Origin of the sequence: Kitasatospora gansuensis, from assembly GCF_014203705.1 — a bacterium.
In the GTDB taxonomy this organism is placed as follows: Bacteria; Actinomycetota; Actinomycetes; order Streptomycetales; family Streptomycetaceae; genus Kitasatospora; species Kitasatospora gansuensis.
On sequence record NZ_JACHJR010000001.1, the window covers coordinates 7,160,555 to 7,177,529 of the forward strand.

Below are 16,975 nucleotides of genomic sequence, written 5' to 3' on the forward strand. Positions count from 1 at the left end.
TTCCGACGCTCCGTCAGCCGCCGATCACCGGGTAGTGGTCGGAGAGGTCGCTGTAGGTGTAGCTCTTGCCCCAACTGCTGACCGTCCACGGCTTGCTGTGGAAGCGCAGCACCTCGTTGGTGTAGCTCTGCGGGCGGGCGTGGTCGGCCCGGTAGAGCACGTAGTCGAGGTCCTCCTTCGGCTCGCCCGGGTAGCGGTAGGCGGCGATCGAGTTGTCGACGGTGTCGAAGGAGTTCACCCAGCCGGTCCGGTTGGTGGCCGGGGTCAGGTTGCCGTTGCTGAGCATCGCCGGGTACTCGGAGTCGTGCGAGTTCACGTTGAGGTCGCCGGTGACGATCACCGGCTCGCTCGCCGGGATGCCCTTGTTGTCGACGAAGGTCTTCATCGCGTTCAGCTGGGCGGCCCGGACCGTGGCGGGCTCGCCGCTGGAGCAGCCGGTGTCGGTGGACTGCAGGTGGGTGCCGAGCACGTGGGTGCGCTGGCCGTTGACGTTCAGCACCGCGTAGACGAAGCCCTTGTTCGACCACCAGTCGGCGCCGCAGGCGTCCTTGAAGACGTACTGCTCCTTGCGCAGGATCGGCCACTTGCTCATCAGTGTCACCCCGCCGTCCTCGGGGGTGGTGGAGCTGTAGTTGCCACCGGTCGCGTCCCAGCCGCTGGTGGAGCGGCCGACCACCGGGGTCTGGTACGGGTACGCCGCCTTGGCGAGCGAGAGCAGCTTGTCCGAGGCGGCGTTGTCGAACGCCTCCTGGAGCACCACCACGTCGTTGCCCTGGAAGAACGGCGCGGCCGCGATCTCCTTGGCCCGGTAGTCCTGGCCCCAGTTGGGGTAGAGGCTGGTGCTCATCAGGAAGGTGTTGTACGTGAGCACCTTGAGCGGCGCGACGGTGACGGGCGCCTGCTCGGCCTGCGCGGCGGGGGCGGCGGCGAGCGTTCCGAGCAGGGCGGCCGCGGTGAGGGCGACCGCGCGGCGGACGGACGTGTGGGGCATCGAGGCTCCGTGATGAGGGTGACGGGGGCTCGTCAAGCGACGAGGTGTTGTGTAGTCAACTCGGGCTTGTTCACGCGCTTCAAGACGTCGGGAGAGCATTCGATGAACTCGGCTTGAACTAGACCTACTGTCAGGTACGTACCTTGGGGGTCCCGGCCGGGTAGGCCGTCGGTTCGGGGAGGCGGCCGAAGTTCTCGGCGACCAGGCGGTCGGCCCAGCGGCGGAGGGTCTCCGCGACGGGCGGGTGGCGGAGCCCCGCCTCGGCGGCGAGCCGGTCGGCGGAGGTGGTGTCGTAGCGGTCCTCGGAGAGGAAGGACAGGGTCTCCGGGTCGGCGCCGGTGAGAGCGCGGGGCAGGCGTCGGACCAGGCCGACCGGCAGTCGCAGTCGGGGTGTGCGGACGTCCAGGTGCTCGGCCAACAGGTCGATCAGGGCCGGGAGTTCGGGAGTGTCCGGGTCGAGCACGGTGTGCTGGTGCAGCGGGCCGTGGTCGTGCTGCGGGACGGCGGCCAGGAACCGGGCCAGGTGGTCGATGGCCACCACGGGGACGAAGGTGCGACGGCTGCCGGCCAGGGCGGGGAGGCGGCCCCGGTACAGCTGCTCGACCAGCGTGGCCAGGCCGATGTACTGGCCCGCCTCGCCGGTGACGGAGTGTCCGATCACGGTGCTGGGGCTCACCACGCTGAGCGGCACGCCGAGTTCGGGGGCGAGGGCGCGGACGGCGCTGTCGCCCTCGATCTTCGACGCCTCGTACGCGCCGAGCCGGCGGTACAGGCGGTCGGCGTCGGCCGGTGGCAGCGGGGACGGGTGGCCGGCGACCCGGTAGCCGGAGAGGTGCACCAGGCGGCGGGTGGTGGGTCGGGCGGCGGCCCAGCGCAGTACGTGGACGGCGCCGTCGCGGTTGGCGGCGGCGGCCTCGGCGCGGGGGAGGCCGAAGCGGAAGAGGGCGGCGAGGTTGTGGATGTCGCGGACCTCGGCCAGGCGTTCGTGGTCGGCGGGGGAGAGGCCGAGGCCGGGGCGGGTGATGTCGGCGGTGACGGTGGTCAGGGCGTCGGTCGGGGTGCCGTGCTCGTGCAGCCAGTGGCGGAGTTCGGTGTCCCGGCCGGCGGCCCGGATGCCGATGGCCACCGGGTGTCCCTGGTCGAGGAGTTCGCGGACCAGCCAGCGGCCGATGAAGCCGTTGGCGCCGAGGACGAGGGTGGTGGCGGGCATGGGCTCTCCTGTAAATGGACCGGTCTACATAATTTGCGATGAGCGGGGAGATGCGGTGATGGGCCGGGCCGGGCTCGGGTGGGCTCAGGCGAGCAGCAACTCGGCGGAGCGGGCGGCCTGGTCGAGCGGGAGGCGGCTGTGCTGAACCCGGGCCAGCAGCAGAGCGCCTTCGAGCAGCGACAGCACGGCCCCGGCGATGACGTCCGCCCGGTCGGCGGTGTAACCCTCCGTCACCAGCAGCTCCGCGAAGGACTGTTGCCAGCTCGCGTAGGTGTCGGCGCACAGGCGGCGGAGTGGTTCGTTCGAGGCCGAGACCTCCAGGGCGACGGTGGCCAGCGGGCAGCCCTTGCGGTAGTCGGACTGCTCCATCCGGTCGGCGAGCAGACCGATCAACCGGCTGATCACCTGCGCCGATCCCGCCGTCCGGGTGTCCCGGAGCAGCTCGATCAGGTCGCTCATCTCGCGCCCGGCCTCGGTGAGTGCCTGGGCCACCAACTGGTCCTTGCCGTCGGGGAAGTGGAAGTACAGCGAACCGCGTGGCGTGCCGCTCTCGGTCAGCACCAGATTCAGCCCGGTGGCGGCGTACCCCTGAGCCTCCAGCAGATCCCGGGTGGCCCGCACCAGTCGGGCCCGCGTCTCCTCGCCCTTGGCTCCCATGGCGGCGAGAATAGACCGGTCTGCATATTCTGGTCAACCGTCCTGAGGCGACGGGAGGTTCGGTATTTCCGAACCCCGGAGTCGGGTGGCTGTCCCAGTGCGTCGTTGACCTGCGGTTCCGTAACTTCGGAGCATCGTCGGCGACCGCCGGCCACCGAAGGAGACAACGATGCCCGACCGCGAACCGCCCGCCCTGCCGCCAACCCCGCCGGACGCCCTGCAGCTGCATGGCGTGACCCGGCACTACGGCCGCGGCCGCAACGCCGTGCACGCACTGCGCGGCATCGACCTCCGGTTGCCCCGAGGCAGCTTTACGGCCGTGATGGGGCCGTCCGGCTCGGGGAAGAGCACCTTCCTGCAGTGCGCCGCCGGGCTGGACCGCCCCTCCAGCGGCTCGGTCCGGCTGGGCGGGCAGGAGCTGACCGGCCTGCGGGAGCGGCGGCTGACCCGGCTGCGGCGGGCCCGGATCGGCTTCGTCTTCCAGCAGTTCAACCTGCTCCCGGCTCTGACGGTCGAACAGAACGTCCTGCTGCCGCTGCGCCTGGACGGTCGCCGGGCCGACCACCGGCGGGCCGCCCGCGCGCTGGCCGAGGTCGGCCTGGCCGGCCGGGCCAGGCACCGGCCCGGCCAGCTCTCCGGCGGGCAGCAGCAGCGGGTCGCCATCGCCCGCGCCCTGATCACCGAACCCGAGGTGGTGTTCGCCGACGAGCCCACCGGCGCACTGGACTCCGGCACCGCCGCGGAGGTGCTCGGCCTGCTGCGGCGCTCGGTCGACACCCACGGCGCCACCGTCGTGATGGTCACCCACGACCCGGCCGCAGCGGCCTGGGCCGACCGGGTGCTCGTCCTCGACCACGGCCGGATCGTGGCCGACCTGCCCGGCGCCCACGGCAGGGAGGACCAACGCGAGGAGGCGGCCCGCCGGATCGCCACTCAGATGCGCACCCTGACGGACCGCCCGGACCTGACGCCCCGACAGGAGGCCGCAGCGTGACCACCGGCCTGGCCCGCGCCTCGCTGCGCTCCCGTCCCGCCGCCGCCGTCGGGGTGTTCGCCGCGCTGGTGCTGGCCGCGACGGTGATCACCGCGTCGGTGGCGATCCTGCGCACCGCGTCTGCCGCGCCGCCGTCCCCGCAACGCGAGGACCTGACCACCATCGGGATCGGCTTCACCCTGGTCACCGTCTACCTGTCGATCTTCGCCACCGCCCAGGTGGCCGCGCTGGCGGTGGCGCAGCGGCAGCGCGAGACGGCGGTGCTGCGCGCGGTCGGCGCGAGCCCCTGGCAGGTCCGGCGCGCGGTCGCCGCCGAGACGCTGCTCACCGCCGTTCCGGCGCTGCCCGCCGGCTACGGTCTGGGCGTGCTGCTGGCCCGGTGGTGGTTCGGCGCGATGGCCGACCGAGGGCTGGTGCCGCCCGGCCTCCGGCTGACCGTCAGCTGGCCACCCGCCGTGGCCGCGGCGGTCGTCCTCACCGTCACCTCCCTGCTCGGCGGCCTGCTGGCTGCGCAGCGGGCGGCCCGGTCCCGGCCGGCCGCCGCGCTCGGTGAAGCGGCCGGACCCGGCGGTGGACCGGTGGTGCTGCGGACCGTGCTCGCGCTGGCGGCGCTGGCGGGGGCGGTCGTACTGCAGTCCGCCGTCTCCGCCGAACCGGCCGAGGAGGCGGCCGAACACGTCCCGTTGCTGCTGCTCGCGTACCTGGTCGCGATCGCGCTGGCGGGTCCGGTGCTCGGACGGCTGGCGGCCACGGCGGCCGCCGGGCCGCTGCGGCTGTTCGGGGCGCCCGGGGAGCTGGCGGTGGCCAACAGCCGGGCCCGCTCCCGGCGGCTGTCGGCGGCGATCACGCCGGTCACGCTGGTGGTGGCGTTCACGCTGGCCAGGCTCGGCAGCCTGGTGGGTGGTCAGGAACCGTCCTGGATCGACCTGTTCGCCACCGTGCTCTACGCCGGGTTCGCCGCGCTGGTCGCCGCCGACACCCTGGTGATGCTGATGCTGGAACGCCGCCGCGAACTCGCCCTGCTCCGCCTGATCGGCGCCGGGCCCGGCCAGCTGGTGCGGATGGTGCTGCTGGAGTCGGTCATCGTCACCGCCACCGCGCTCGGGCTGGGCACGGCGGTGGCGAGCGCCGCCGTGGCGCCGCTCGGCAGTGGGGGACCGCTCGACCTCCCGGGTCAGGTCGGGGGCGGGGTGGCCGCCGCCGTGGCGGTGCTCGTTATAGGGTCCTCGTTCGGCCCGCTGGCCCGGCTGCTGACGATCCGTCCGGCGGCCGAGGTGTCCCGGTGAGGGCAGCGATGTACGGCGGAGGTGGTGACGTGATGGAGCGGATGCGGATCGGCAGGGCCCTGCACGCCCTCGGCGTACCGGCGGGCCGGGAACTGCTCTACGCCCTGGCCGCCCCGGTCCTCGGCGTGCTCGGGGCGCTGCTGGTCTACCCGCTGCTGGCCGTCGGCCTGGTGCTGTCGGTGACCCACCTCGGGCTGCCACTGCTGGCCGGGGTGCTGACCGTGGCGCGCTGGATCGGCGGCCTGCACCGTCGCCTGCTGGCCGGGCTGCTCGGCGAGTCCGTCCCGCCCCCGCGCCGCCCCGAGGCCGACCGGGCCCGGCTGGTCCGGGCCACCCTCACCGACGGCGCGAACTGGCGGACGGTGGCGTACGTGCTGCTGGCCGCGCCGCTCGGCGTCCTGGTGCTGCTGGTGACGGTCGGGCTGCGGCTGTACGGGCTGGCCGCCGTGCTGTACCCGTTCTGGTGGCGGCTGGTCAGCGCCGACGGGCACCGGGGCCTGAGCCTCGGGAGCCGGGCGCTGGACAGCGGGCCGAAGGCGCTGGCGGTGGCCGTCGCCGGACTGGCCGTCACCGCGCTGGCCGGCTGGGCGGGCCGTCGCCTGCTGGCGCTGGTCAGGTATCTGGGCCGGACCCTGCTCGGGCCAGGCAGGCTGTCCGAGCGGGTCCGGGACCTGGAGGAGAGCCGGGCGCTGGCCGTGCACAACTCGGCCATGACGCTGCGTCGGATCGAGCGCGACCTGCACGACGGCGCCCAGGCCCAGCTGGTCGCGGTCACCCTGGCCCTGGCCTCGGCCCGGTCCCGGCTGGACCGGCGCGGTCCGGACGGCACCCTCCCGCCGGCGGACCTGGAGCGTGGCCGGGAGCTGGTCGAGCAGGCGATCGGCAACGCCAGGACCGCCATCACCGACCTGCGCGACCTGGTACGCGGCATCCATCCGCCGGTCCTGGACACCGGTCTGGACGCCGCGCTGGAGACTCTGGCGGCCCGTACGGGCGTGCCGGTCCGGCTGCGCACCGAACTGCCCGGGCGGCTGCCCGAGGCGGTCGAGACCATCGCGTACTTCTGCGCCTCCGAGCTGCTCAACAACGCCGCCCGCCACTCGGGCGCGCCGCTGATCGAGCTGACGGCGGAGCACCGGGACGGCGCCCTGCTGCTCCGGGTCCGGGACGAGGGGCGGGGCGGGGCGGTGCTGGTACCGGGTACGGCGGGCGGCGGCAGCGGACTGTCCGGGCTGGCCGAACGGGTCCGGGAGGTGGACGGGACGCTGCGGATCAGCAGTCCGGCCGGCGGGCCGACCACCGCTACGGTGGAGCTGCCGGTCTGACCCGGCGTCACCCCGGCGCCGAGCGGCCGTCGGCGACACCGGGAAACGGCAGGCCCCAGATGCGCATCGTGATAGCCGAGGACGCCGCCGTCCTGCGGCACGGCATGGTCCAACTGCTCGACGAGCGCGGCTTCGACGTGGCGGCGGCGGTCGGTGACGCCCGGGCGCTGCACAGCGCGGTCGCGGAGCACCGGCCGGACGTGGTGGTGGCCGACATCCGGATGCCGCCAGGACACACCGACGAGGGGCTCCGGGCGGCCATCGAACTCCGGCTGGAGTTCCCGGAGTTGGGCGTGCTGCTGTTCTCCCAGTACATCGAGACCCGCTACACCGCGCGGCTGCTGGCCACCGGCGCGTCCGGGATCGGCTACCTGCTCAAGGACCGGGTCGCCGACGTGGACGACTTCGTGGACGCGATCCACCGGGTGGCCGCGGGCGGCACCGCGCTCGACCCGGAGGTGGTCTCCCAGCTGATGGCGACCCGGCAGCACAGCAGCGGCGTCGACGCGCTGAGCCCGCGCGAGCGGGAGGTGCTGGTGCTGATGGCCCAGGGGCTGACCAACGCCGCCGTCGCCGACGCGCTGACGGTCACTCAGCGGGCGGTGGAGAAGCACGTGGCGGGCATCTTCGCCAAGCTGGACCTGCCCCGGACCGACACCGAGCACCGGCGGGTGCTGGCCGTGCTGCGCTACCTCGGCGCGGCACCGAGGTGACCTGACCCGACGGGGGCGCGGGTGGTGGCCGCGCCGCGTTCACGCGGTCCGGGCCGGTCGTTTGCTGAACAGGGGTTGATCTGGCGTCAGGGAGGCCCTTCACTTGTCATGGCGCCGACCTTCCGGCGCCGTTCCTTGTGCTCCACCGCACCGTGCTCCGATGCTCCGACACCTCACCCGACGAGTCTGGAGATCCCGCATGCCCCACTTCCGTCTGCGGCGCGCCGTCGTCGCACTCGTGACCCTGCCCCTGCTCGCGCTCGGCACGGGCCTGGCCACGGCCGCACCCGCTCCCCACTCCACGGTCGGTCAGGCCCCGGCCGCCACCCGGGTGTCGGTGATCGAGGACGAGGTCGCCCGTACCCTGGCGACCGCCCTCACCGACCCCGCCCTGCGCGAGCGCCTGCGGGCCGTCGCTGACCCCGTCGCACTCGCCCCGCTGGCCGCCGCCGTCCCCGGCCCCGCTGCCCGGGGGCTCGCCGAGGCCACCGCGCGGGCCGACCGTGGCATCGCCACCGCCAAGGGCCTCGGCGCGGACCTGGGCCCGCTGCTGCGAGTGCAGCTGGCCGACCCCTCGATGCGGACGGCCCTGGCGGCCGGCGCCGCACCGCTGGTGGCGACCGCCGCCACCGACGAGCACGCCCGCACCGTACGCGCCTACGACACCGCGGGCCGGTCGCACGCCCTCGACACCGGCACCCTGCCCACCCGGCCGGTCTACCTGGTCGACCTCGACACGGCCAAGACCCTCGAGGCCGGAGTCGCGGTGCTCCAGCGGGAGTTCGGCGCCCGCGGGCTCGCCGCAGCGCAGGCCGCCGGCGGCTGGTGGGTCACTAAGATCACCTCGGTCCGGGTGAACGACGACGAGGAGCCCTGGTTCAAGGGCGCCGCCGAGATGTTCGCCCTGGTGACCGGCTTCGGCCAGGACGGCAAGGTCCGGGTCGACTCGGTCGCCATGCCGTACCTCCAGTACGACGGCACCACCTACTACCCGAACCAGATCCTGGTGAACTGGTCGAGCTACAAGTACAACCTGGCGGACGTCGTCCTGATGGAGGACGACGGCGACACCAACTACCTGGCCCTCGCCCAGGCCGTCGCCGCCGTCCTGCTCACCATCGCCGACCAGGGCGCCTACATCCCGCTGGTGAACGCCGTCCTGGCCGCACTGCCCGAGTCGTGGTGGACCGACGACCCGGACTACGTGGAGTCCTGGTACACCCTCGCCCGCAGCAGCTCGGGCCGCCTCAACGGGGCCCGCGGCAACGGCTGGATGACCGTCGAGCCGTACTACGTCCAGCAGTTCTGACCCTGGCTGAGGCCCTGTTGCGGTGGATCCGGTATCCACCGCGACCGGGCCTTCGTCATGACCGATCAGCCGCCGGAAACGCTGTCGACCACGCGCACGCCTAACGCTAAGGTGCGGCGTCCGATTGACCGATGATCATGTCGCCGGCAGCCGGTCGGCCCATTCGTACTTCTCTCTGACGGGGTAACACCATCATGGCCCTCAAGATTCGGATAGCCGCTGCCCTGCTGGGCGCCGGTCTCGCAGTGGGCGCGGGCGTGCCCTCGGCCGCCGCCGCGTCTCCGTACAACCCTTATGGCGTGCCGAGCGTGGTCGTGCTTGGGAACGGCAACAGCCCGCACTGTCTGGAGACCGCCGACTGGCGCACCGACAATGGCGCCCCGGCCCGTCAGTGGGACTGCCACTACGGTGCCAGCCAGCAGTGGAGTCTGACGGTCGGCCCGACAGGCTCGCTGGTCAACGTTCACAGCGGCAAGTGCCTGGAGGTCGCCGACTGGCGCACCGACAACGGTGCCCCCGCCCGCCAGTGGGGCTGCACCGGCGGAGCCAGCCAGCAGTGGGCCTGGGTGCACGTCCCCGGTGCTGGTTACGTCCTGCGCAACGTCCACAGCGGCAAGTGCCTGGAGATCGACGGCCGGCGCACCACCAACGGAGCTCCTGGTCAGCAGTGGGACTGCTGGAACGGGAACAACCAGCAGTGGTTCCCGTACTCGCCGAACCGCTGATATCGCGAGGGGCCCGCCGCCGGGAGATTCCCGGGGCGGGCCGCTGTGGTTTCGACGGGGCGTCAGCCCGCGTGGTGGGCGGACCAGAAGTCGGCGCGGGCGAGGACGCTGGTGTCGGCCTGGTCGGTGAAGAAGCCGTCGACGCCCTGCTCCATCAGGAAGCGGGCCCAGGCGATGGAGTCGCCGTAGGCGTTCGGGTCGGTGCCGCGGCGGAAGTCGGCGGGGAGGAAGGCGTTCTCGTTGCGGAGCGTGTACGGGTGGAGCAGGAGGCCCTTGGCGTGGGCGTCGGCGACCAGGGTGGTGGTGGGGAGGAGCTTGCCGGTGGCCGGGTCGATCGGGGCGATCAGGTTGGTGGTGGGGCCGAGGCCGTGGGCGTAGCCGGCCATCCAGCGCAGGCCGTCCGGGGTGACCAGGTCGGCGACGGTGCGCTTGTCGCCCGCGAGGACGAAGTCGTAGGGCTGGGTGCCGCGGTCGCTGAGCAGCTGGATCCGGGGGTTGTCGACCAGCTTGGCCAGGCGCTGGAGGCTGCTCGGCTCGAAGGACTGCAGGATGGCCCGGCCGTTGCGGCCGGCCAGCCCGGCCCGGCGGAGCTCGGTGGCCAGGCGCTCCTCGAGCGGCAGGCCGATGGAGCGGAAGTAGCTGGGGTGCTTGGTCTCGACGTAGAGCCAGACCTCGCGGCCGGTGGCGCGGGCGCGCTGCTGGGCGAACTCGACGACCTCGCGGAAGGTCGGCACCGCCCAGCGGCCGTCGTACAGCGTGTTGTGCTGACGCTGCAGCGGCAGCCGCTCCTTGGCGCGCAGGGTGCGCAGCTCGGCGAGGGTGAAGTCCTCGGTGAACCAGCCGGTGACGGACTTGCCGTCGATGGTCTTGGTGGTCTTGCGGCCGGCGAACTCGGTGTGGTCGGCGACGTCGGTGGTGCCGCCGATCTCGTTCTCGTGCCGGACCACCAGGTGGCCGTCCTTGGTCGGCACCAGGTCCTGCTCGATCACGTCGGCGCCCAGGTTCAGCGCGTGCTCGTAGGAGCCGAGGGTGTGCTCCGGGCGGTAGCCGCTGGCGCCGCGGTGGCCGACCACCAGCGGGTGCGGCAGGCGGTCCAGGCCGGTGCCGGTGCGCACCGGCGGACGGGTGCCGCTCGGGCGGCGCGAGGCGTCGGCACTCTCGGAAGACTCGGAGCCGGAGCCGGAGTCGGAGCCGGCCGCCAGGGCCTCGCCGACGCCGGCGGTGCTCAGCGCGGCCGCCCCGAGGCCGAGCGCGCCGCTGGTCCGCAGGAACCAGCGGCGCGAGGCGTCGGTGCTCGTGGGGCTGTGAAGGTCCGTCATGTCGTCTCCCGGATCGGCGCGGTGTGCCTGCCGTCCGTACGGTAGGAGCCGGGGGACGCCCTGCGGTGGCCGTCCGCCGAACCTTGCGGAAAGCTCCGGCGGACAGTGCCGAAACAGGCCATTCCGGGACGGCTTCGCCCGGGTGGTCGGTATCACCCGTTTCGGGATGATCCGAAACCCTGCGGAAACCACCCGGAAAACAGTCCTCAAAGAACGCCCGTAAGGCTGCGGACCGGCACCCGCTTCGTGCCCGCTCGGTCCGCTACGGTGGGCCGGTCGGAGCGCGATCGCGTGCCGAAAACCCCACCCGTGGCACAGTGTTGTGCCCGCACCACCCGAACTCCCCCGAGGTGCGCGCCATGAGGCTCACCCCCCATGAGCAGGAACGCCTGCTCATCCACGTCGCCGCCGACGTGGCCCGCTCCCGGCAGGCCCGCGGCCTGCTGCTGAACTACCCCGAGGCGGTCGCGCTGATCACCTCGCACGTGCTGGAGGGCGCCCGGGACGGCCGCACCGTCGCCGAGTTGATGGCCTCCGGGCGGGAGGTGCTCGGCCGCAAGGACGTGATGGAGGGGATCGCCGAGATGGTCCCCGACGTCCAGGTGGAGGCGACCTTCCCGGACGGCACCAAGCTGGTCACTGTGCACGGGCCGATCCAGTGACCCCCGAAGGCTTGACGCCCGGTGAAGTCATTTACGGCGAAGGCGAGATCGGCCTGAACGCCGGCCTGCCGGTCACCGAGCTGACGGTCGTGAACGGCGCGGACCGCCCGGTTCAGGTCGGCTCGCACTACCACTTCGCCGAGGCCAATCCCGGCCTGGAGTTCGACCGCCCGGCGGCGTACGGGCTGCGCCTGAACATCCCGGCCGGGACGGCCGTGCGGTTCGAGCCGGGCATCCCGGTCGAGGTGGGGCTGGTGCCGATCGGCGGCCGGCGCGAGGTGCACGGGCTGCGTGGAGAGACCGGGGGTGGGCTGGATGCCTGAGTACGCACTGCGGTTGAGCAGGCAGCGGTACGCCGCGCTGTACGGCCCGACGGCCGGGGACCGGATCAGGCTGGCCGACACCAACCTGCTGATCGAGGTCGAGGAGGACCGGAGCGCCGGCGGGGACGAGGCGGTGTTCGGCGGCGGCAAGGTGATCCGCGAGTCGATGGGCCAGGCCAGGACCAGCCGGGCCGAGGGCGCGCCGGACACGGTGATCACCGGCGTGGTGGTGCTGGACCACTGGGGTGTGGTCAAGGCCGACGTCGGCATCCGGGACGGCCGGATCACCGCACTCGGCAAGGCGGGCAACCCGGAGACCATGAACGGGGTGCACCCGCAGCTGGTGATCGGTCCGGAGACCGAGGTGATCGCGGGCAACGGGAAGATCCTCACGGCGGGCGCGATCGACGCGCACGTGCACCTGATCTGCCCCCAACTCGCCGACGAGGCCCTCTCCTCGGGCGTCACCACGGTGGTCGGCGGCGGCACCGGGCCGGCCGAGGGCACCAAGGCGACCACCATCACCCCGGGCGCCTGGCACCTGGCCCGGATGTTCGAGGCGATGGACGGCGTGCCGCTCAACCTCGGGCTGCTCGGCAAGGGCAACACCGTCAACACCGCCTCGATGCACGACCAGTTGCGGGCCGGGGCACTCGGCTTCAAGATCCACGAGGACTGGGGTGCCACCCCCGCCTCGATCGACGCCTGCCTGCGGGTCTGCGAGGAGTCGGGGGCCCAACTGGCCATCCACACCGACACCTTGAACGAGGCCGGGTTCGTCGCCGACACGCTGGCCGCGATCGCCGGGCGGGGCATCCACGCCTACCACACCGAGGGTGCGGGCGGCGGGCACGCGCCCGACATCATCACGGTGGTCTCCGAGCTCAACGTGCTGCCCAGCTCCACCAATCCGACCAGGCCGCACACCGTGAACACGGTGGACGAGCACCTCGACATGCTGATGGTCTGTCACCACCTCAGCCCGCACGTGCCCGAGGACCTGGCCTTCGCCGAGTCCCGGATCCGCCCCTCCACCATTGCGGCGGAGGACGTCCTGCACGACCTCGGCGCGATCTCCATCATCAGCTCCGACGCCCAGGCGATGGGCCGGATCGGCGAGGTGGTGATGCGCACCTGGCAGACCGCGCACGTGATGAAGGCCCGCCGGGGCGCGCTGCCCGGCGACGGCCGGGCCGACAACCAGCGGGCCCGGCGGTACGTGGCCAAGTACACCATCAACCCCGCGATCGCCCAGGGCATGGACCACGAGATCGGCTCGGTCGAACCCGGCAAGCTGGCCGACCTGGTGCTCTGGACGCCGGCCTTCTTCGGGGTCAAGCCCGACCTGGTGGTGAAGGGCGGTCAGATCGCCTGGGCCCAGATGGGCGACGCCAACGCCTCCATCCCGACCCCGCAACCCGTGCTGCCCCGGCCGATGTTCGGCGCCCAGGGGCGGGCCCCCGCCGCCAACTCGATCAACTTCACCGCCCCGGCGGCGATCGAGCACGGCCTGCCCGAACGGCTCGGCCTGGCCAAGCCGTTCACCGCGATCGGCAACACCCGGGGCGTCACCAAGGACCACCTGGTGAACAACACCGCCCGGCCGGACGTCCGGGTCGACCCCGACACCTTCACCGTCACCATCGACGGCGAGACCGTCACCCCCGCTCCGGCCGCCGAACTGCCGCTGGCCCAGCGGTACTTCCTGTTCTGATGGTCGCCGCCCTGCTCCTGCTGGCCGACGGCCGGTTCCCCGCCGGAGGGCACGCGCACTCCGGCGGGGCCGAGGCGGCGGTCAGGTCCGGCCGGGTGCACGACCACGTGTCGATGGCGGCCTTCCTGACCGGTCGGCTGCACACCACCGGCCTGACCACCGCCGCCCTCGCGGCGGCGGCCGCCCTGCACCCCGAAGCGCTGGACGCCGTGGACGAGGCCGCCGAGGCCCGTACCCCGTCCCCGGCCCAGCGCGCCGCCAGCCGCCGGCTCGGCCGCCAACTGCTCCGGGCCGCCCGGGCCACCTGGCCGCACCCCCTGCTGGACGGGCTGAAGACCCGTCACCCGGGCGGCGCGCACCAGCCGGTGGTGCTCGGCGCCACCGCCCACGCCGCCGGGCTCACCCCGGCCGACGCGGCGGCCGTCGCCGCGTACGAGAGCGTCAACGGCCCGGCCACCGCCTGCGTCCGGCTGCTCGGCCTGGATCCGTACCAGGTCACCGCCCAACTGGCCCGGCTCGCCCCGGCGTTGGACGCCGTCACCGCGCGAGCGGTGGAGGCCGCCAGGTCCGGCGACCTGCCCGCCGCGTCCGCACCCCTGCTCGACGTCTACGCCGAGCAGCACAGCTCCTGGAAGGTACGACTCTTTGCATCGTGACCACGTCGACCCCTACGACGCCACCGTCCAGCACTCCTACACCGACACCGGAACCGCTACCCATGAGCACCCGCGCGCGCTGCGGATCGGCCTCGGTGGGCCGGTCGGCTCCGGCAAGACCGCCACCGTCGCCGCGCTCTGCCGGGTGCTCCGCGCGGAGCTCTCGCTCGCGGTGGTCACCAACGACATCTACACCACCGAGGACGCCGAGTTCCTGCTCCGCAACGCCGTCCTGCCGCCCGAGCGGATCACCGCCGTGGAGACCGGCTGCTGCCCGCACACCGCGATCCGGGACGACATCTCCGCCAACCTGGAGGCCGTCGAGGAGCTGGAGGCCGCCGTCGGCCCGCTCGACCTGATCCTGGTGGAGTCCGGCGGCGACAACCTGACCGCCACCTTCAGCCGGGGTCTGGTGGACCATCAGATCTTCGTCATCGACGTCTCCGGCGGCGACAAGATCCCGCGCAAGGGTGGCCCCGGGGTCTCGACCTCCGACCTGCTGGTGATCAACAAGACCGACCTGGCCGCACTGGTCGGTGCCGACCTGGACGTGATGGCCCGGGACGCCAAGGCCCAGCGCGGTGAGCTGCCCACCGTCTTCACCGCGCTCTCCACCGCCGACGGCATCGCCCCCGTGGTGGCCTGGGTCCGCGAGCGGCTGGCGGACTGGCAGGCGCGTTGACCGCCACCCTGGTCGCGGCCGCCCGGGTCACCGCCGAACCGGACGGGCGGGGCGGCACCGCCCTGCCCGACCTGGCCGGCGCCGGACCCTTCGCGCTGCGCCGCACCCTGGGCCCGGGGCCCGGCGCGCACGTGGTGCTGATCGGCTCGATGGCCGCCCCGCTCGGCGGCGACCGCCTCGCCGTCCACGCCGAGGTCCGCCCCGGCGCCGAGCTGCGGCTGACCAGCGCGGCGGCCACCATCAGCCTGCCGGGGCCCGAAGCCGCCCATCTCGAGCAGCAGTTGACGGTCGGCGCGGGCGCCCTGCTGGACTGGTGCCCCGAGCCGGTGATCGCCGCCGCCGGGAGCCACCTGATCCTCACCACCCGGATCGAGCTGGCCGCCGGTGCCCGGCTGCGCTACCGGGAGGAGCAGGTGCTCGGCCGGCTGCACGACTGGACCAGGGGCACCGGCCCGGGGCGCCTGACCTCCCGGCTGACCGTACGTCAGGCGGGCCGGGTGATCCTCGACCAGCAGACCGACCTCGGCCCCGGCGCCCCCGGCTGGGACGGTCCGGCCTGCCTCGGCGGCCACCGTACGGTCGGCCAGCTGCTGACCGTCGGACTGCCCGCCCCGGCGGCACCGGACACGGGGGACGCCGCGCTCATGGTGCTGCCGGGGGAGGGGGCCACGCTGCTCACCGCGCTGGCGCCCGACGCGCTGCTGCTGCGCAGGCTGCTGGAGCGCCGGGCGCCCTGAGCCTCCGGGGCTCGACCGCCACCCGCGCCGGGTCAGGACCGGGCGGCGAGGGCCTCGACCTCGAACAGCACGTCGGGCGTGGCCAGGCTCGCGACGCCGATGAGGGTCTGGGTGGGCGGCTGCCGGCCCCAGCCCTTCTGCACGGCCTCGGCGATCGGCCCGAGCTTGGTGACGTCGTGGTTCACCACGTACGTCCTGAGCTGGACGACGTGGCTGAGGTCGAGGCCGTGGGCGGCAAGAGCGACACCGATGTTGTGGAACGTCCGCTCCACCTGCTCGGTGAAGTCGCCCGAGACGACCGCGCCGTCCGGGCCCGATCCGTACTGACCCGCGATCAGGACCAGTTCCGTACCGGCGGGGACGGCGGCGGTGTGGCTGTAGCCGAACGGGACCGGGTCGTGCAGGCCGTTCGGGTTGAGGATGGTGTGTGCCATGGGGGTCACCTCTTCTGTGCGACGGGGTTTGGTTGTTGGCAAGCCTCGCAACGAATCACGACACCCTGTGTCAGGTATTCCCGTAGAGTTTTTCGGGTGCGCGCCGATCGGTTGGTCTCCCTGGTGCTGTTGCTGCGGCAGCACGGCCGACTGTCCGCGACGGCGCTGGCCGGCGAGCTGGAAGTGTCCACCCGCACGGTGCTGCGCGACATCGAGGCGCTGTCCGCCGCCGGTGTCCCGGTCTACGCCGAACGTGGCCGGCACGGCGGTTTCGCGCTGCTGCCCGGCTTCCAGACCGAGCTCACCGGACTGAACCACGACGAGACCCTCGCCCTGCTGGTCGCCGGATCGCGGCGCGGCGCGCATGCGTTCGGCCTCGGCCCGGCCCTCGCCTCGGCCATGCGCAAGGTGGTCGACGCACTGCCCGAAAGCTCCCGGGCGGGCGCGGCGGGCGCGGTCCGGCGCTTGCTCATCGACCCGGAGACCGACCTGCTCGCCCGTTGGCTGGTCGCCGAGGAGCTGCCCGACACCGTGGTGGCCGAGATCCGGCGGGCGGTGTTCGCCGGACACCGGCTGCGGATCCGGTACGCGGCGGTCGACCGGACCCCGAAGTGGCGCACGGTGGACCCGATCGGCCTGGTCACCGTCCGCGAGCAGGGCTACCTGCTGGCCACGCACTCCGGGGAGGACCGCACCTACCGGCTGTCCCGGGTGCTGGCTGCCGAGGAGCTCGCCGAACCGGCCGAGCGGCCGGAGCGGGTCGATCTGGGCCGGGTCTGGCAGGAGCGCAGCACCCGGTTCCGCACCGGCGGCGACCAGGTCGCCGTGCTGCTACGGATGGACCCGGCGCGGCGGGCGGAGCTGGTGGGCACGGCGCTGGCCGTCCTCGGCGAGGAAGCCGGTGAAGACGGTCGGCTGCGGCTGGAGGTGACCTTCCAGGATGCGCGGCATGCCGAGTGGGCGCTGTGGCAGCTCGCCCCGAGCGCGGAGGTGCTGGCCCCGCCGTGGCTGCGCGAATCCCTGCGCCGCCGCGCCGCCGCGATCGCGGCCTGCTACGGCGAGCCGTCCCTGAGCGCGGTGGTCGCCGTTCCGGGTCCTGAGCAGGGCTGATGGTGCGTCAGGGGTAGTGGTGTGTACGGAACTTGCATCAGGGTGGTAACGGCTCCGGATCTTTCGGGGCGCTCTGGCAGACTGTGCCCGCCGGTGGCCCGTTGGGGCCGGGCATGACAGGGGGCCTG

18 protein-coding genes are annotated in these 16,975 nt (G+C 73.3%); 13 read left to right on the plus strand and 5 right to left on the minus strand.

Features of this window, described 5'->3' with window-relative positions:
- Nucleotides 1–13: 13 nt before the first annotated feature.
- The 3 genes from sph to F4556_RS32290 all read right to left on the minus strand — a co-directional run bounded on the left by sph (nt 14) and on the right by F4556_RS32290 (nt 2,858).
- Entirely contained in the window at nt 14–991 is a 978-nt protein-coding gene (gene sph, locus F4556_RS32280; RefSeq protein WP_184922482.1) for a sphingomyelin phosphodiesterase, read from the minus strand.
- A gap of 130 nt (nt 992–1,121) precedes the next feature.
- Complete coding sequence (locus F4556_RS32285) at nt 1,122–2,201, minus strand: SDR family oxidoreductase (RefSeq protein ID WP_184922485.1); 1,080 nt, start codon at nt 2,199–2,201, stop codon at nt 1,122–1,124.
- A gap of 84 nt (nt 2,202–2,285) precedes the next feature.
- Nucleotides 2,286–2,858, minus strand: coding sequence for a TetR/AcrR family transcriptional regulator (locus tag F4556_RS32290; RefSeq protein ID WP_184922487.1), 573 nt, complete (start codon nt 2,856–2,858; stop codon nt 2,286–2,288).
- A 169-nt stretch (nt 2,859–3,027) separates the two neighbouring features.
- On the opposite strand from F4556_RS32290, the gene F4556_RS32295 reads away from it, so the two are divergent.
- The 6 genes from F4556_RS32295 to F4556_RS32320 all read left to right on the plus strand — a co-directional run bounded on the left by F4556_RS32295 (nt 3,028) and on the right by F4556_RS32320 (nt 9,210).
- Entirely contained in the window at nt 3,028–3,852 is an 825-nt protein-coding gene (locus F4556_RS32295; protein ID WP_184922489.1) for an ABC transporter ATP-binding protein, read from the plus strand.
- Nucleotides 3,849–5,138: an FtsX-like permease family protein gene (locus F4556_RS32300; protein ID WP_184922491.1), complete on the plus strand. Its 1,290-nt coding sequence runs from the start codon at nt 3,849–3,851 to the stop codon at nt 5,136–5,138. The genes F4556_RS32295 and F4556_RS32300 overlap by 4 nt, the downstream gene beginning before the upstream one ends.
- Nucleotides 5,135–6,463, plus strand: coding sequence for a sensor histidine kinase (locus F4556_RS32305; protein WP_184922493.1), 1,329 nt, complete (start codon nt 5,135–5,137; stop codon nt 6,461–6,463). Before F4556_RS32300 ends, F4556_RS32305 begins: the two co-directional genes overlap by 4 nt.
- Nucleotides 6,464–6,522: 59 nt before the next feature.
- Nucleotides 6,523–7,176 (plus strand): response regulator, encoded by a 654-nt coding sequence (locus F4556_RS32310; protein ID WP_184922495.1) that lies wholly within the window; start codon nt 6,523–6,525, stop codon nt 7,174–7,176.
- 199 nt (nt 7,177–7,375) lie between these two features.
- Nucleotides 7,376–8,485 carry a DUF3103 family protein gene (locus F4556_RS32315; RefSeq protein ID WP_184922497.1) on the plus strand — a complete coding sequence of 370 codons (1,110 nt, stop codon included), beginning with the start codon at nt 7,376–7,378 and terminating at the stop codon, nt 8,483–8,485.
- 194 nt (nt 8,486–8,679) lie between these two features.
- Nucleotides 8,680–9,210 (plus strand): RICIN domain-containing protein, encoded by a 531-nt coding sequence (locus F4556_RS32320; RefSeq protein WP_184922499.1) that lies wholly within the window; start codon nt 8,680–8,682, stop codon nt 9,208–9,210.
- Between the two features lie 62 nt (nt 9,211–9,272).
- On the opposite strand, the gene F4556_RS32325 is transcribed toward F4556_RS32320, so the two are convergent.
- On the minus strand, nt 9,273–10,529 hold the full coding sequence (locus F4556_RS32325) for a glycerophosphodiester phosphodiesterase (protein ID WP_184922501.1): 1,257 nt from the start codon (nt 10,527–10,529) through the stop codon (nt 9,273–9,275).
- 359 nt (nt 10,530–10,888) lie between these two features.
- Between F4556_RS32325 and F4556_RS32330 the strand changes: the two genes are divergently transcribed.
- From F4556_RS32330 to F4556_RS32355, 6 genes are read left to right on the plus strand one after another with little or no spacing between them, the layout of a single operon-like run.
- Nucleotides 10,889–11,191 (plus strand): urease subunit gamma, encoded by a 303-nt coding sequence (locus tag F4556_RS32330; protein WP_184922503.1) that lies wholly within the window; start codon nt 10,889–10,891, stop codon nt 11,189–11,191.
- Between the two features lie 11 nt (nt 11,192–11,202).
- Nucleotides 11,203–11,514, plus strand: a complete 312-nt coding sequence (locus F4556_RS32335) for an urease subunit beta (RefSeq protein WP_184922505.1) — start codon at nt 11,203–11,205, stop codon at nt 11,512–11,514.
- Entirely contained in the window at nt 11,507–13,228 is a 1,722-nt protein-coding gene (locus tag F4556_RS32340; protein WP_184922507.1) for an urease subunit alpha, read from the plus strand. Before F4556_RS32335 ends, F4556_RS32340 begins: the two co-directional genes overlap by 8 nt.
- On the plus strand, nt 13,225–13,884 hold the full coding sequence (locus F4556_RS32345; RefSeq protein WP_184925540.1) for an urease accessory protein UreF: 660 nt from the start codon (nt 13,225–13,227) through the stop codon (nt 13,882–13,884). The genes F4556_RS32340 and F4556_RS32345 overlap by 4 nt, the downstream gene beginning before the upstream one ends.
- Nucleotides 13,874–14,566 carry an urease accessory protein UreG gene (gene ureG, locus F4556_RS32350; RefSeq protein WP_184922509.1) on the plus strand — a complete coding sequence of 231 codons (693 nt, stop codon included), beginning with the start codon at nt 13,874–13,876 and terminating at the stop codon, nt 14,564–14,566. The genes F4556_RS32345 and ureG overlap by 11 nt, the downstream gene beginning before the upstream one ends.
- Nucleotides 14,563–15,303 carry an urease accessory protein UreD gene (locus F4556_RS32355; protein WP_313068947.1) on the plus strand — a complete coding sequence of 247 codons (741 nt, stop codon included), beginning with the start codon at nt 14,563–14,565 and terminating at the stop codon, nt 15,301–15,303. Before ureG ends, F4556_RS32355 begins: the two co-directional genes overlap by 4 nt.
- Before the next feature lie 32 nt (nt 15,304–15,335).
- On the opposite strand, the gene F4556_RS32360 is transcribed toward F4556_RS32355, so the two are convergent.
- Nucleotides 15,336–15,737 carry a RidA family protein gene (locus F4556_RS32360; RefSeq protein WP_184922511.1) on the minus strand — a complete coding sequence of 134 codons (402 nt, stop codon included), beginning with the start codon at nt 15,735–15,737 and terminating at the stop codon, nt 15,336–15,338.
- A 96-nt stretch (nt 15,738–15,833) separates the two neighbouring features.
- Here F4556_RS32360 and F4556_RS32365 point away from each other — a divergent pair, with 96 nt between their 5' ends.
- Nucleotides 15,834–16,847, plus strand: coding sequence for a helix-turn-helix transcriptional regulator (locus F4556_RS32365; protein WP_184922513.1), 1,014 nt, complete (start codon nt 15,834–15,836; stop codon nt 16,845–16,847).
- The last annotated feature ends 128 nt before the right edge of the window (nt 16,848–16,975 follow it).